The 15,581-nt window shown below is 71.4% G+C and carries 13 protein-coding genes; 1 reads left to right on the forward strand and 12 read right to left on the reverse strand.

The annotated features are described in order from the left end of the window. Positions 1–13: 13 nt before the first annotated feature. The 10 genes from G9272_RS18275 to G9272_RS18320 all read right to left on the reverse strand — a co-directional run bounded on the left by G9272_RS18275 (position 14) and on the right by G9272_RS18320 (position 11,438). Positions 14–178, reverse strand: coding sequence for a hypothetical protein (locus G9272_RS18275; RefSeq protein WP_171394571.1), 165 nt, complete (start codon positions 176–178; stop codon positions 14–16). After that, positions 175–2,484 carry a xanthine dehydrogenase family protein molybdopterin-binding subunit gene (locus G9272_RS18280; RefSeq protein ID WP_171397579.1) on the reverse strand — a complete coding sequence of 770 codons (2,310 nt, stop codon included), beginning with the start codon at positions 2,482–2,484 and terminating at the stop codon, positions 175–177. Before G9272_RS18280 ends, G9272_RS18275 begins: the two co-directional genes overlap by 4 nt. Continuing rightward, on the reverse strand, positions 2,481–4,292 hold the full coding sequence (locus G9272_RS18285; protein WP_171397580.1) for a 2Fe-2S iron-sulfur cluster-binding protein: 1,812 nt from the start codon (positions 4,290–4,292) through the stop codon (positions 2,481–2,483). The genes G9272_RS18280 and G9272_RS18285 overlap by 4 nt, the downstream gene beginning before the upstream one ends. Further along, entirely contained in the window at positions 4,289–5,182 is an 894-nt protein-coding gene (locus G9272_RS18290; RefSeq protein ID WP_171397581.1) for an FAD binding domain-containing protein, read from the reverse strand. The genes G9272_RS18285 and G9272_RS18290 overlap by 4 nt, the downstream gene beginning before the upstream one ends. Before the next feature lie 237 nt (positions 5,183–5,419). Continuing rightward, positions 5,420–7,060 (reverse strand): beta-N-acetylhexosaminidase, encoded by a 1,641-nt coding sequence (locus G9272_RS18295; RefSeq protein ID WP_171397582.1) that lies wholly within the window; start codon positions 7,058–7,060, stop codon positions 5,420–5,422. Between the two features lies 1 nt (position 7,061). After that, a complete protein-coding gene (locus G9272_RS18300; protein WP_171397583.1) occupies positions 7,062–7,907 on the reverse strand; it encodes a carbohydrate ABC transporter permease in 846 nt (281 codons plus the stop codon). 11 nt (positions 7,908–7,918) lie between these two features. After that, on the reverse strand, positions 7,919–8,917 hold the full coding sequence (locus G9272_RS18305; RefSeq protein WP_171397584.1) for a carbohydrate ABC transporter permease: 999 nt from the start codon (positions 8,915–8,917) through the stop codon (positions 7,919–7,921). 5 nt (positions 8,918–8,922) lie between these two features. Next, positions 8,923–10,218, reverse strand: coding sequence for an extracellular solute-binding protein (locus G9272_RS18310; RefSeq protein ID WP_171397585.1), 1,296 nt, complete (start codon positions 10,216–10,218; stop codon positions 8,923–8,925). Between the two features lie 308 nt (positions 10,219–10,526). After that, positions 10,527–10,823, reverse strand: a complete 297-nt coding sequence (locus tag G9272_RS18315; RefSeq protein ID WP_171397586.1) for a DUF3039 domain-containing protein — start codon at positions 10,821–10,823, stop codon at positions 10,527–10,529. 42 nt (positions 10,824–10,865) lie between these two features. Beyond that, a complete protein-coding gene (locus G9272_RS18320) occupies positions 10,866–11,438 on the reverse strand; it encodes a YqgE/AlgH family protein (RefSeq protein WP_020132411.1) in 573 nt (190 codons plus the stop codon). Positions 11,439–11,716: 278 nt separating this feature from the next. Between G9272_RS18320 and murA the strand changes: the two genes are divergently transcribed. Continuing rightward, positions 11,717–13,063, forward strand: coding sequence for a UDP-N-acetylglucosamine 1-carboxyvinyltransferase (murA, locus tag G9272_RS18325; protein WP_020132410.1), 1,347 nt, complete (start codon positions 11,717–11,719; stop codon positions 13,061–13,063). 428 nt (positions 13,064–13,491) lie between these two features. On the opposite strand, the gene G9272_RS18330 is transcribed toward murA, so the two are convergent. Together G9272_RS18330 and G9272_RS18335 are read right to left on the reverse strand one after the other, a co-directional pair. Further along, positions 13,492–13,773, reverse strand: a complete 282-nt coding sequence (locus tag G9272_RS18330) for an HU family DNA-binding protein (RefSeq protein WP_004000874.1) — start codon at positions 13,771–13,773, stop codon at positions 13,492–13,494. A 294-nt stretch (positions 13,774–14,067) separates the two neighbouring features. Next, positions 14,068–15,486, reverse strand: a complete 1,419-nt coding sequence (locus G9272_RS18335; RefSeq protein ID WP_171397587.1) for an NAD-dependent malic enzyme — start codon at positions 15,484–15,486, stop codon at positions 14,068–14,070. Between the last annotated feature and the right edge of the window lie 95 nt (positions 15,487–15,581).

A 15,581-nucleotide genomic window follows, 5' to 3' on the forward strand; every position in this document is an offset into this window, starting at 1 on the left:
GCCCGATCACCTCTCAGGTGAGGTAGACGCCGCCGAGCACCACGACCACCGCCGCCACCACGAACAGCAGGATCCAGCCCAACAACTTGCCCACGCCGGGCGGAGGTTCGTACCGCTGCGCGTCCGCGTCCGCCTCCGAGTCCGAAGGTGACTCCGGCGCCGGATGCCGCTCGCTCACCGGTCCGTCACCACCGCCGCCTGGGGCCTTATCGGCAGCCGGTTCACCGGGCGGCCCGTCGCGGCGCGCACGGCGGAGGCGATCGCCGCGGGAGAGGTCACCACCGGGACCGCGCTGGCGGCCTTCGCCCCGAACGGGGCGACCACATCGCGTTCCTCGACCAGCTTGACGATCCGGATGTCCGGGGCGTCCAGGGCGGTGGGCAGCGCATAGCCGGTGAGGTCGGGGTGGCGGATCAGGCCCCTCGGCGTGCGGAGGTTCTCGGTGAGCGCGATGCCGACGCCCTGCGTCACACCGGCCTCGATGCGCGCGGTGAGCTGCGCCGGGTTGAGGATCCGGCCGACGTCCTGGGCGACCGCCAGTTCGACGACCCGGACCGAGCCGAGCTCGATGTCGACGTCCACGACCGCGCGGATCGCGCAGAAGGCGAGGCCGACGAAGGCGTCACCCTGGCCGGCCGCGTCCAGCGGCTCGGTCGGGTGCGGGCGGCACTGGGCCGTCGCCCACAGCTCCTTGCCCTGCATCTCCTCCGTGACGGTCGTCGACAGGACGCCGTCGTACGAGGTGATCTTGCCGTCCGTGATCTGGAGCAGCTCCGTGGACATGCCGAACTTGTGCGCCAGGGGCTGGAGCAACTGCGTGCGGACCATCTTCGCCGCGCGCTCCACCGCGCCGCCCGAGACCCATGTGTGGCGGCCCCGGCAGCCGGGGCCGGCGGGCGGCTGGTCGGTGTCGACCGGGGCCACGTGGACCTCGTCGACACCCAGCGTCTCCTGGACGATCTGGCGGGCCAGCGTCGTGAAGCCCTGGCCCGTCTCCACCGCCGCGCACAGGACCGTCGCGACGCCGTCCTGGACCTTCACGGTCGCCGTGGAGACCTCGTCGGCGCCCTCCGCGCCCAGCATGTGCACCATGCCGAGGCCGTAGCCGACGCCCCGGCGCACCGCGCCCGGTTCGCCCGCGCCCTCGGGGCCGCCGGGCAGCAGCCAGTCCTCCTCGGGCGTGTCCTTGGGGAGCGCCGGGAGGGGGAACTCCTGGACGGCCTGGAGTAGTTCGGCCACGGGGGCCGGGCAGGTCACCGTCTGGCCGGTCGGCAGGACGTCCCCGGTCGCCATGGCGTTGCGCAGCCGCAGCTCCGCCGGGTCGACGCCGAGCTTCTTCGCCAGCTTGTCCATCTGCGCCTCGTAGGCGGCGCAGACCTGCATCGCGCCCTCGCCGCGGACATGGCCCGACGGCGGGTTGTTCGTGCGGACCGCCCAGCCCTCGATGAAGGCGTTCGGGACGACGTAGGGGCCGCAGGCGAAGGAGACGGCGGCGGCCAGGGCCTCGGCGGAGGTGTCGGCGTACGCGCCCGCGTCCAGCAGGATCTGCGCCTCGACCTTCACCAGCCGGCCGTCGGCGTCGGCGTGGTGGCGGTAGCGCAGCAGCGTCGGATGTCTGTGGACGTGGCCGAGGAAGGACTCCTCGCGCGTGGCCGTGAGTTTCACCGGGCAGCCGGTCTTCAGCGCGAGCAGGCCGAGCGGGAGCTGGAAGCCCTGGTCCTCGCGGTCGGCGGTGGCGCCGGGCACTCCGGTGACGACGATCTTCACGCGCTCGGGTTCGAGGCCGTAGCAGGCGGCGGCGGTGTCCCGGTCGGTGTGCGGGTCGGTGGAGGCGAGGTAGAGCTCCACACCGCCGTCGGGTCGGGGCACGGCGAGGCCGGCCTCGGCGCCGATCGGGGCGGGGTCGGCGCGGCCGATGCGGTACTGGCCCTCGACGACGACCTCGCCGGCCGCGGACGGGTCGCCGTGGTGCAGCGGGATGTGCCGGATCAGGTTGCCGTCGGGGTGCAGCGCCTCCGCCTCGAAGGCCTGCTCGGGGTCGATCACCGGGTCGAGCACCTCGTACTCGACGATGACGGCCGCCGCTGCCATCCGCGCGGTGTCCGGGTGGTCGGCGGCGACGGCCGCGATGGGCTCGCCGTGGTGGCGTACGACGTCGGAGGCGAACACCGGGCGGTCGGCCTTGCCGCGGCCGTGCAGGGCGCGGCCGGGGACGTCCTCGTGGGTGACGACGGCCCGGACGCCGGGCATCTCACGCGCGTGTGACGTGTCGATGGACACGATGCGCGCGTGCGGGTGCGGCGAGCGCAGCACGGCCGCCCACAGCAGACCCTCGGCCCACAGGTCGGCCGCGTACGGGAAGGTGCCCTCCGTCTTGGCGCGCGCGTCGGCGGGCTGCAAGGAGGCGCCGAGGCCGTGCGGGATCGGCTCGGAGGCCGGGGCGGGATCCACGGGCGTCGTCGCGGTGACTGTCTCGTTGCTCACGCCTGGCCTCCGTCCTGGCCCTGTCCGTATGCCGGGTCATGCGGGTGGGGCTGTGCAGGGTTCTCGAACGCCGACGGGTGGACGCCTCCGGCGCCCGGTCCCGCCTGGTGCGGAATACGTGCCTCGTCGCCGTCCGTCTCGGCGTCGGCGGCGGCGACCGCCTCGCGTTCGGCGACGACGTCCTGGACGGCCCGCAGGACGCCCCGGTAGCCGGAGCAGCGGCACAGGTTGCCGCACAGGGCCTGGCGGGCCTCCAGTTCGGTGGGCGCCGGGTTGCCCTCCAGGAGGTCGTGCACGGTCATCGCCATGCCGGGCACGCAGAAGCCGCACTGCACGGCCCCGCACTTGGCGAGCGCCCGCTGCACGTCCGAGGGCTGTCCGTCGACGGCCAGGCCCTCGACGGTGCGGATCTCGCTGCCTGCGGTGGTGACGGCCGGGACCAGGCAGGAGGCGACGAGCCGTCCGTCGACCTGGACGTTGCAGGCTCCGCACTCACCCTGCGAGCAGCCGTCCTTGGCGCCCGCGAGGCCGAGCCGCTCGCGCAGGACGTAGAGCAGCGACTCGCCGATCCAGGCGTCGGTGACGGGGCGGTCGGAGCCGTTGACGCGCAGCACGTAGCCGGCGAGGGGGTGTTCCTCGTGCAACGGCGCCGGCGCGTCGTCCGTCTCCTCGGCGGGCCCGTCGGGCTCAGCCGACTCGGCGGCCTCGGCGGACCGTTGGGAGGCGGTGTCGGGGGCCGCGTCCGCCTCGGGATCGTGCGGGGCGTCCGCGGCGGCGGACCGGTCCTCGGGCGTCTCGGCCGGGCCGCGTGCGGCTCCGTGCGGGGCGGCGGGTTCGGCGGGCGGCTCCGCGGGGCCGTGGGCGGCCTCAGCGGGCTCGTGAGCGGCCTCGTGGGCGTGCTCGGCGTTCCCGGACCCCTCGGCGGCCTCTTCGGCCTCAGCGGCCCGCTGAGCGTCTCGCCCGGCGGCCTCCGGAGGCCTGTTCGGGGCCACCGTGTACGCCTCGGCGGAGATCTCCGGGGCGAATGCCCCGGTCGGGTGCGTGTGCTGCCCGGTGTGCTCGGCGGCGGGGTGGTGCCGGTCGGGGTCCACGGCCATCGGGCCGTGCTCCGGCGCGTGCCCGAACGCGGGCAGGTCCGTCGCCGGCCGCACGGCCGTGTCGGCCTCGCCGGCGTGCTGCCCCCACACCTGGTCCTGCACGCCGTGGTCCTGCACGCCGTGGTCCGTCGGGCCGGCCGGTTCCGTCGCCCAGGGCGCGGACGCGCCGCCGGGCAGGGTGGCCGGGGGCGTGCCGCCCCACTGCTCGACCAGGGACGAGGTGGTGAACTCGCCCGACTCGTCGGGCAGGTCGCCGCCCGCGACGGGGATCGACCACTGGCCCGTCACGTCGTGGCCGGGCGCGGACCCCGGTGCGCCCGACGGCCCGGAGGTGTCCTCGAAGGCCCACTGCCCGGTCGCGCCGGGGTGGTACGTGAACCGGTCGTCGCCCACCGTCTGCGGGGTGCCCTGCGGAGCGGGCCAGTCGGAGCCGCCGGCCGGGGCCGCCCACGTTCCGCTGCCGTCCGTGGGGGGCGCCACCGCTATCTGCGGCGGCACGTACCCGTGACCCGGCGCGGCGAGCGGGCTGTCGCCGCGGGCGGCCAGGAAGGCGTCGATGCCGCCCTCGGGGAGCTTCACGAAGGCGGTCGCGCCGTCGTCGTAGTCCCCCTGGGGCAGCGGGTCCCAGCGGCCGCCGCCCTGCGGCGCGCCCTGGCCCTGCCCGTCTTCCTGTCCGTGTCCGTGTCCGGGTCCGTGCTGGTCGTCGCTCACGACAGCGCCCTCCCCAGTGCTCGTCGGGCCAGCGCGGCGACAGTGCGCCGCAGGTGCAGTACGGCGGGCGGAAGTTCCGGTACGGAGCCGTCCACGCCCGGCACCGGGTCGGGGATGCAGGCGGCGGCGACGTACTCCCCGAAGGCGGTCAGCGCCTCGGGGACGATGGTGCGGTTGTTGTCCCAGTCGATGAGCCGGGCGACCCACTGCTCGGCCTCCAGGGGCCGCAGCGGCATCGGCGCTATGGCCCCGACGGCGCACCTGACGCCACGCCGGGCGGGGTCGAGGACCAGCGCCACGGAGGCCACCGCGCGGCCCGGGCCGGTGCGGCCGGTCGCCTTCAGGAAGATCTGCGGGGCGTGCAGCAGCGGCACGCGCACGTACCCGATGAGTTCGCCGCCGCGCAGCATCTCCATGCCGGCCAGCAGGTGCGACACCGGCATCTCACGGCGGGCTCCACCCGGGCCCGCGATGATCAGGGTCGCCTCCAGCGCGGCCAGCACGGGCAGCGCGTCGCCCGTGGGAGCGGCCGAGGCGATGTTGCCGCCGAGGGTGCCCGCGTTGCGGATCTGCGGCGGGCCCGCCGCGCGCGCGGCCGCGGCGAGCGCCGGGATCAGCGCGGCGAAGTCGGGACGGCCCATACGCGCGTGGGTGAGTCCGGCGCCGAGCAGCGCGTGGCCGTCCTGGTACTGCCAGCCGCGGATCTCGCTGATGCGGCCGAGACCGACCAGTCCGGTGGGCCTGAGCTGCCCCGAGTTGACGGCGGCCATCAGGTCGGTGCCGCCGGCCACGGGCACGGCGGCGGGCATGGCGGCCAGCGCCGCCACGGCCTCGTCCAGCGTCGTGGGCAGCGTGACGGCCTGCCCCGCCTGCGGTGCGTGCGTGGTCAAAACCGGCTGCCCCTTCCCGCTGCCCCACCTGGTCCCACCTGTGCTGCCGTACGGTACGTGCTGACAGGGCGGACGTGGCAACTCTGGCACATCTTCGCAACACCCGAACGCGGGGGTCCGCTAGGAGGCATTCGCCCACCTCACCGGGGAGATGGTCCGTTTTCGCACGGCATCACCGGTGCGCTTGAATTGCCACTCTTCGGTGGCTATGCCGGGGTTCATCCAGGACGCGCGGTATCACCGGTTCGGGGGCGCGCCGTCGATCGGGCGCCCCAGGACACCCGGCCGCCGCTGCCACGGCCTGGGGCCGGCCGGCGGGCGGTAGCCGACGCCCAGCGCGTCGAGCCGCTCGTAGTGGGCCTCCATCCGTCGCTCGAAGTCGGCGAAGTCCCGCTCCTCCGGGGCGGGCAGGGCGCTCCAGGCGACCTCGGCGAAGGCGGCGAGCCGGGGGAAGGCCTGGTAGTCCACGCGCGCGGGGTCCTCCATCACCTCGGTCCACAGGTTGGCCTGCGTGCCGAGCACATGCCCCGCCTCCTTCGGTGTCAGCTCCGAGGGAACGGGTTCGAACCGGTAGACGTCCTCCAGGGTGCGCACGAACCCGATCGGCACGGGCTCGTCCGCGCCGCCGTCCTGCCGGTGGTCCAGGTACACCTGCTGCTCGGGGCACATCACGACGTCGTGCCCGGCCCGCGCGGCGGCGATCCCGCCCGCGTAGCCACGCCAGGACGACACGGCCGCCCCGTCCGCGAGCCCGCCCTCCAGGATCTCGTCCCAGCCGATGAGCCGACGCCCGCGCGCGGAGAGCCACTTGTCGAAGTGCCGGATGAACCAGGACTGGAGCTGGTCCTCGCCGGCGAGTCCGAGTTCCCTGATGCGGGCCTGCGCGGCCGGCGACTGCCGCCACTGGTCCTTGGGGCATTCGTCACCCCCGACGTGAATGAACTCCGAGGGGAACAGCTCCAGCAGTTCCTCGAAGACCCCCTCGTAGAAGCGCAGGGTGTTGTCGGTGGGGGCGAGTACGTTGGGATTGATCCCCCAGGTGTCCCACACGGAGAGGGCGGTCGTGTCGATGACGTCGGTGTTGCCGAGTTCCGGATACGCGGCGATCGCGGCCTGCGAGTGGCCGGGGACGTCGATTTCGGGGACGACGGTGATATGCCGCTCGGCGGCGTAGGCGACGATCTCCCGGATGTCGTCCTGCGTGTAGAAGCCACCGTGCGGCTTCTCCTCCCACAGCGGTGAGGCCCGGTGGCCGAATTTCGTGCGCGCCCGCCAGGAACCGACCTCGGTCAGCCGGGGGTACCGCTCGATCTCGATCCGCCAGCCCTGGTCGTCCGTCAGATGGAAGTGGAAGACGTTGAGTTTGTGCGCCGCCATCAGGTCCAGGTAGCGCAGGACGCCGTCCTTGGGCATGAAGTGCCGGGCGACGTCGAGCATGAGGCCGCGCCAGCGGAAGCGGGGGGCGTCCTCGATGATCTGGTGCGGGATGCCGTACATGATCCCCGGCCGCACGGGGGCGCGCCGGAAGGCGTGCCGGCCGAGCAGCTGACGCAGCGTCTGCGCGCCCCAGAAGACGCCGGCCGGGCTTCCGCCGCGGATCTCGATGCCCCAGGTGGCGAGGACGCTCAGTTTGTACGCCTCCGGCTCCATCGTGTCGTCCAGACACAGCTGTACGGAGTCGCGGACGCCCTGCGGGCCGGGTCGCAGGGGCACACCGAAGGCCGCGCCGAGGGTGGCGCGCAGCCAGCGTTCGGTGCCCTCCGTGCCGGGCGCGGCCCATACGGTGATGTTCTCGTCGATGACGACACCGCAGCGCTTGGGGCCGTTGACGGCGCGCGGCACGGGGACGAGTTCGACGAGGTCGAATGCAGAAGGCACATCAGTCCTTTACCGCTCCGCCCAGCCCGGAGACCAGCCGTCGCTGTACGAGTACGAAGAACACCAGAACGGGAATCGTCATGACCGTGGAGCCGGCCATCACGCCGCCCCAGTCGGGGTCGTCCGGCTTGTAGAAGACCAGCAGGGCCATCGGGAGGGTCGACTGCGAGGTGTCGCTGATGATGAAGGACTTGGCGAACAGGAAGTCGTTCCAGGCCGAGATGAAGGAAAACACGCTCGTGGCCACCAGACCCGGCAGGACGAGCGGGAAAAGGATCTGCCACAGAAAGCGCGTCCGGCTCGCCCCGTCGAGGTACGCGGCCTCCTCCAGCGCCTCCGGAACCGCTTTCACGAACCCTCTCAGCATCCAGATCGCGAAGGGCAGTGAGAAGGCGATGTGAGGCAGGATCAGGGAGCCCAGGGTGTTCAACTGGCCGAAGTCCCGCATGAGGAAGAACAACGGGATCGTCAGCGCCTCCACGGGCACCATCTGGGCCACCAGGAACATGATCAGCAGGGTGGTGCGGAAGCGGAACCGGAATCGGGTCACGGCGGTCGCGGCGAGAAACGCGATCACTCCGGAGGCGATCACCACCGCGCCCGCCACGACAAGGCTGTTGAGGAAGTAGCGGCCGAATTCCTGCTGCCCGAAGACGCGGCGGAAGGAATCCAGAGAGGGCGCGAGCGTCCACGGTCGCGGCTCGCTCGAGCGGATCTCCCCGGCCGGTTTGAACGCGCCCAGCACCATCCAGTAGAGCGGGAAGGCGACGACCACCGCGACCAGCAGCGCGCAGGCCTCGGCGGCGAACCGCCACGGACGGGTCACGAGACCCCGCACAAGAGTCACGCTTCCTCCTTTCACAGCTCCTCCCCCTGCCGGCGCAGCAGCCGCAGGTACACCAGCGTGACGGCGAGCAGGATCAGCAGCATCACGACGCCGATCGCCGAGCCGAGGCCGTACTGCGAGGACGCGAAGGCCTGTTGGTAGGCGTAGACGTTCAGGACGAGGTTCTGCCCGGCGATGCCGCCCCCGTTCGTCATCACATAGATCTGGGTGAAGACCTTGAAGTCCCAGATGACCGACTGGATGGTGACGACCACGAGGATCGGCCGCAGCATCGGGGCCAGCACGGACCGCCAGATCCGCCACTGCGAGGCGCCGTCCAGGGCCGCCGCCTCCAGGACCTCGGACGGCACGGAGCGGATCCCGGCGTAGACGGTGACCATCACGAACGGGAAGGAGCACCAGACCACTTCGAGCAGGACGAGGAAGAAGGCGCTGAAGCGGCCGTACGTCCATGAGTGGTCGCCGAGGCCCAGCAGCCGGTTCACCGGGCCGAAGTCGGGGTCGAACAGGAACAGCCAGACCGTCGAGCCGGTGACCGCGGGGGTCGCCCAGGCGCCCATCGCGGCCAGCATCAGCGCGAGCCGCGGCACGGCACGCACGCGCGTGAGGAGCACGGCGAGCGCGCAGCCGACGGCGAGGGTGGAGACCACACAGGCCGCCGCGAAGACGACCGTCGACAGGAGCACCTGCCAGAACTGGTCGTCGGAGAAGACGTCCGCGTAGTTGCCGAAGCCCCGGAAGGCGGTCGGCTCCCCGCCGCTGACCTGGGCCTGGGTGTAGCGGAAGAGCGAGATCAGGCCGAGCTGGTAGACGGGGTAGGCCAGCAGCGCGGCAAGGACGACGAGAGCGGGCGCGAGGTAGAGCCAGGGCACCGTTTGACGCCGCCCGCCACGACCGGCCCGGGGGCGCGGGGCCGCATCGGATGTGCGGCTGTCGCCGCGTGGGCGCGACCGGCCACGTCCGGCCGGCGGTCGCCCACGAACCTCGACCCCCGGGCTGTTGGGCGTCACCGGCGTCACCCGGCCGAGCCGAACGCGGCATCCATCTTCTTCGCCGCCTCCGTCGAGGCCGCGGCCACGTCCTTCTTGCCGCTGACGACCTCCTGGAACATCGTCGGCAGGACCAGGGACGAGTCGATCTGCGACCACGCGGGCGACGCGGGCACGAACCTGGTCCCGGCGGCCAGGGTCTGCACGAAGGGCTTCACGAAGGGTTCCTTCGCGGCGGCCTGGTCCCGGACGTCCGTGAAGGTGGGCAGGAAGCCCATCGCGTCGAACAGCGATGCCTGGGTCTTCTTCGAGGCGAGGGCCTCCATCAGCTGGACGGCGAGGGTGCGGTGCGAGGTGCTCTTCAGCACACCGATGTTGTTGCCGCCCGCGAAGGCCGGGGCGATCGAGCCGGACGTCACACCCGGCAGCGGTACGACGGCGTACTCGCCCTTCACCTTGCCGGCCTCCACGGCCGTGTGGCTGAAGTCGCCGCCGATCGCCATGCCCGCCTTGCCCGCGGCGAAGGCGGTGATGGTGTCGTTGCCGCCCATGCCCGCGCACTTGGCGGCGGGACAGTTGTCGTCGGAGAAGAGCGACGTGTACGCGGTGATGCCCTTTTGGGCGGCCGCGCTGTCGATGCCGGAGGCGTACGAGCCGCTCTTGCCGGTGGCGAGTTCACCGCCGTTGGCCCACACGAAGGGCATCGCGCCGTAGGTGTAGGCGCCGCCGACCACCAGGCCGTACAGATCGGGCTTCGCGGCGCGGATCCTGCGGGCGGTGGTCGCCAGCTCGGCCATGGTCTTCGGGACTTCCAGACCGAGTTCCTCGAAGACGTCCGTGCGGTAGTACAGGGCGCGGACGCCGACGTAGAAGGGGGCGCCGTAGAGCTTGCCGTCGACGGTGACGGACTGCTTGGCGGTGGGGTCGGTCGCCTTGGCCTCGCTCCAGTCGCCGAAGTCCTCGGTGACGTCCAGGAGTCCGCCGTCGTGGACGTAGCCGGCCGTGTCGGTGTTGCCGTACTCCATGACGTCAGGAGCCGACTTGGGGTCGTTGAAGGCGGCCTTGACGCGCTGGGCGCGGGTGTCGATCGGGATGTACTCGACGTCGACCTTCGCGCCCTTGTGGGCCTTCTCGAAGGCGGCGACGACCGAGTCGACGACCTGTTCCTTGGGCTTGTTGCCGACCTCCTGGAACAGCCAGACGCGCAGGGTGCCCGTCTTGGCGTCCGTGTCGGAAGAGGAGTTGTCGGATGTCTGGGGGGCGCAGGCGGCGACGACCAGGGCGGCGGCCGCGAGTGCGGCCAGTCGGGTGGGGAGCTTCATGGCGCGATCCTCCGAGCGTTGCAACATATGCAATGACTGTTTCGCTCTGCACAACACATCGGAGGCTAGGGACTACATGAACACGCCGACAAGAGGTCTCAACCACTCTGTGACCACCGGACGCACCCCGTGCAACGACAAAGGCGGCACAAGGCGACACAAAGCGACAGGACCCACCAGAAGGGCCGGAAGGCACAGAAGGGAGTGAAGGGAGTGAAGGGCGAGAAGGGAATGAAGAGCCGGAAAGACGCCGAGGCCCCCGGGGCGCGTCACATCGCGCCCCGGGGGCCTCGGAAAAGTCCCTGCGGCTACTTCTTGTCGCCGCCCTTGCCCTTGTCGTCGCCGCCGGCCATGGACTCGAAGATCTCCTTGCACATGGGGCAGACCGGGTACTTCTTCGGGTCACGGCCGGGCACCCAGACCTTGCCGCACAGCGCCACGACGGGCGTCCCGTCGAGGGCGCTCGCCATGATCTTGTCCTTCTGGACGTAGTGGGCGTAGCGCTCGTGGTCCCCGTCGCCGTGCGACACCTGCGGCGTCGGCTCTACGAGGGTTCCCGTCCCAGTGCCTCGCTGGGGCTGGGTCTCAGGCTCAAGAGTGCTCATGGCGCCAAGGGTACTGAAGCCGGGTACCGAAGCTCACACCCGTCAGTTGAGCGAAGCGTCGTCCGGATACGTCGCCACCATCGCGAGTTCGCTGCGCTGGCGGCGCAGCACCTCGCGCCAGAGTCTCTCGGGGGACGGCGAGGAGACGTCGCCGGGTTCGGACTCCACGACGTACCAGGCGCCCTCGCCCAGCTCGTCCTCCAGCTGGCCCGGGCCCCAGCCGGCGTATCCGGCGAAGATCCGCAGGGAGCCGAGGGCCGAGGCCAGGAGCTCCGGCGGGGCCTCCAGGTCGACGAGGCCGATCGCGCCGTGCACCCGGCGCCAGCCGAGCGGGGTGCCGTCGACGGCCGTGCCGCCCGGGATGACGGCGATCCCGAGGGCCGAGTCGAGGGACACCGGGCCGCCCTGGAAGACGACGCCGGGTTCACCGGTGAGATCCGCCCAGCCCTCCAGGATGTCGCTCACGCCCACCGGTGTGGGCCGATTGAGGACGACACCGAGGGAGCCCTCCTCGTCGTGGTCGAGAAGGAGCACCACCGCACGGTCGAAGTTCGGGTCCGCCAGGGCGGGTGTTGCCACGAGCAGCCGCCCTGTGAGCGAGGACACCTCGGTCATGCCAGACATGATCCCGCATCTTCCCGCGAAGTGGGGAGGCAATGCGGGCACACGGGACGCGCACGGGCGCGGTCCGGGCGCACGGGCCCGCGGGGCGGTCGATGGTGACCCCATGTGCCCGGTGGGAAACGGTTCGTGTTGTGACACAGCTATGACGTAGCTGGGCGGTCCCTGGGCTTACGGGACAGGGGGCGACGGCGATTACTCTGTCTCATCTGGCCCTGCCCCCGACACCAACGGCCCTTGCCCCAATCCACCATCCATGGAACGCGAGATACATGACCGTCAACGGCTCTGACGACGTACTGCTTGTCCACGGCGGAACCCCGCTCGAGGGCGAGATCCGTGTCCGCGGTGCGAAGAACCTCGTACCCAAGGCCATGGTCGCCGCCCTGCTGGGCAGTGAGCCGAGTCGGCTGCGCAACGTTCCGGACATCCGTGACGTGCGGGTCGTACGCGGCCTGCTCCAGCTGCACGGTGTGACGGTCCGGCCGGGTGAGGAGCCGGGTGAGCTGGTGCTCGACCCGACCTACGTGGAGAGCGCCAACGTCGCCGACATCGACGCCCACGCGGGTTCGAGCCGGATTCCGATCCTGTTCTGCGGCCCGCTCCTGCACCGCCTCGGCCACGCGTTCATCCCGGGCCTGGGCGGCTGCGACATCGGCGGCCGGCCCATCGACTTCCACTTCGACGTGCTGCGGCAGTTCGGCGCGAAGATCGAGAAGCGGGAGGACGGCCAGTACCTGGAGGCCCCGCAGCGGCTGCGCGGCACGAAGATCGTGCTGCCGTACCCGTCGGTCGGCGCGACCGAGCAGGTGCTGCTGACGGCCGTCCTGGCGGAGGGCGTCACCGAGCTCGCGAACGCGGCCGTGGAGCCGGAGATCGAGGATCTCATCTGCGTGCTCCAGAAGATGGGCGCCATCATCGCGATGGACACCGACCGCACGATCCGCATCACCGGTGTCGACAAGCTCGGCGGCTACAACCACGCGGCCCTGTCGGACCGTCTGGAGGCCGCCTCCTGGGCGTCCGCGGCGCTGGCGACCGAAGGCAACATCTACGTCCGCGGCGCCCAGCAGCGCTCGATGATGACGTTCCTGAACACCTACCGCAAGGTGGGCGGCGCCTTCGAGATCGACGACGAGGGCATCCGCTTCTGGCACCCGGGCGGCCAGCTGAAGTCCATCGCGCTGGAGACGGACGTCCACCCCGGTTTCCAGACGGACTGGCAGCAGCCGCTGGTCGTCGCCCTGACACAGGCCACGGGCCTCTCGATCGTCCACGAGACGGTCTACGAGTCCCGGCTGGGCTTCACCTCCGCGCTCAACCAGATGGGCGCCCACATCCAGCTGTACCGCGAGTGCCTCGGCGGCTCCGACTGCCGCTTCGGGCAGCGCAACTTCCTGCACTCGGCGGTCGTGTCGGGCCCCACGAAGCTCCAGGGCGCCGACCTGGTCATCCCGGACCTCCGCGGCGGCTTCTCGTACCTGATCGCCGCCCTCGCGGCCCAGGGCACCTCCCGGGTCCACGGCATCGACCTCATCAACCGCGGCTACGAGAACTTCATGGAGAAGCTCGTGGAGCTCGGCGCGAAGGTCGAACTGCCGGGCAAAGCACTCGGCTGACCCCACCGCCTCACTCCGGCCCGGGACGACCTCCTCCCGGCCGGAGGTCCGGGCGTCGCCCCCCGGGCAGGCACAGCATGGAGAAGCTCGTGGAGCTCGGCGCGAAGGTCGAACTGCCGGGCAAAGCACTCGGCTGACCCCACCGCCTCACTCCGGCCCGGGACGACCTCCTCCCGGCCGGAGGTCCGGGCGTCGCCCCCCGGGCAGGCACAGCATGGAGAAGCTCGTGGAGCTCGGCGCGAAGGTCGAACTGCCGGGCAAAGCACTGGGCTGGCACTCATCCGTCCGGGCCGGCAGAAAGCGGCCCGGACGGCGCTTGAGGCCATGTGTGAGCGCACAACGATGGGGCGGCACCCGGGAAAACCGGGTGCCGCCCCATCACGTTGCCTACGCGCCGTACACCGTCCGGTGAGGCGTAGACGGCAAGGTCACTTGCCCTTTGCCGCTTCCTTGAGCTTCGAGCCCGCGGAGACCTTGACGCTGTAGCCGGCCGGGATCTGGATCGGGTCGCCGGTCTGCGGGTTGCGGGCGGTGCGAGCGGCACGGTGGGTGCGCTCGAAGGTCAGGAAGCCGGGGATCGTGACCTTCTCGTCGCCCTTGGAGACGATGTCGCCGACGACCTCGGCGAACGCGGCCAGCACTGCGTCGGCGTCCTTGCGGGTCACCTCGGCGCGGTCGGCCAGCGCGGCCACCAGCTCACTGCGGTTCATGTTGTTACTCCCGTGTTCTTCTTGCCGTTGCGGCGTGCCACGCGGCGGAGCCGCATGTTGGGCACAGCGAAGTCGTTGTGCACGCGCCCAGAGACGCATCCTGCCCCTACCAGCGGCGCGAAAGCCAATCCGGCACCCGCTCGGAGTCGTGAGACAACCCTTGGGAGTCACACGAAGGGCGATTGGGTCGGGCGCAACCCTAGAGGGCCGTCCACGGCGCGAGGTTCCGCGACGCGCCGTCGCGGGGGCCACCGTGGCGATCCTCACAGCCCCCGCACACCCGGTGCCCCGAGCCTACGAGGCCGACGCCCCCGCCGCCTTCGCGGCCTCCCTCACCGCACCCGCCACCGCGCCGGCGACCTTGTCGTTGAAGACGCTCGGGATGATGTAGTTCGGGTTGAGCTCGTCGTCGCTCACGACCTCCGCGAGGGCCTTCGCGGCCGCGAGCATCATCTCGGTGTTGACGGTGCGGGACTGCGCGTCCAGCAGGCCGCGGAAGACGCCCGGGAAGACCAGCACGTTGTTGATCTGGTTGGGGAAGTCGGAGCGGCCGGTGGCCACGACGGCGGCCGTCTGACGGGCGATCGTCGGGTCGACCTCGGGGTCCGGATTCGCGAGCGCGAACACGATCGCGCCGTCGGCCATGGCGGCCACGTCGTCGCCGTCGAGGACGTTCGGGGCGGAGACGCCGATGAAGACGTCCGCGCCCCGCACGGCCTCCTTCAGGGTGCCGGTGAGGCCCTCGGGGTTGGTGTTGTCGGCGATCCAGGACAGCGCCGAGTCCGGGGCCGCGTCGACCAGGTCCGCGCGGTCCGCGTGGACGACACCGTGGATGTCGGCGACGACCGCGTTCTTCACGCCGGCCGCGAGCAGCAGCTTGAGGATGGCGGTACCGGCCGCGCCGGCGCCGGACATGACGACCCGCACGTCCCCGATGCCCTTGTTCACGACACGCAGGGCGTTCGTGAGGGAGGCGAGGACGACGATCGCGGTGCCGTGCTGGTCGTCGTGGAAGACCGGGATGTCGAGGGCCTCGCGCAGCCGGGCCTCGATCTCGAAGCAGCGGGGGGCGGAGATGTCCTCGAGGTTGATGCCCGCGAAGCCGGGGGCGATGGCCTTGACGATCTCGACGATCGCGTCGGTGTCCTGGGTGTCCAGGCACAGCGGCCAGGCGTCGATGCCGGCGAACCGCTTGAAGAGGGCCGCCTTGCCCTCCATGACCGGCAGCGCGGCCTTCGGGCCGATGTTGCCGAGGCCCAGCACGGCCGAGCCGTCCGTCACGACCGCAACGGAGTTGCGCTTGATGGTGAGGCGGCGGGCGTCCTCGGGGTTCTCGGCGATCGCCATGCAGACGCGGGCCACGCCCGGCGTGTAGATCATCGAGAGGTCGTCACGGTTGCGGATGGGGTGCTTGGACTGCATCTCGATCTTGCCGCCGAGGTGCATCAGGAAGGTGCGGTCGGAGACCTTGCCGAGGGTGACGCCCTCGATGCCGCGCAGCTGCTCGACGATCTCGTCGGCGTGGGCGGTGGAGGTGGCGGCGATGGTGACGTCGATGCGGAGCTTCTCGTGGCCGGACGCGGTGACGTCGAGGCCGGTCACCGAGCCTCCGTGGGACTCCACGGCCGTGGTGATCTGGGAGACCGCCGTGCCGCTCGCGGGCACCTCCAGACGGACCGTGATCGAGTAGGAGACGCTGGGCGCCGTTGCCATGGCCGACTTCCTCTGCACTGCTGGGTCGCGGGTTTGCCGTCCGATCGTCGCACCTACCGACGAGTACATGAAAGCCGCCCCGGATTGCGATCGTT

The organism is Streptomyces asoensis, from assembly GCF_013085465.1.
GTDB classification, from domain to species: domain Bacteria; phylum Actinomycetota; class Actinomycetes; order Streptomycetales; family Streptomycetaceae; genus Streptomyces; species Streptomyces cacaoi_A.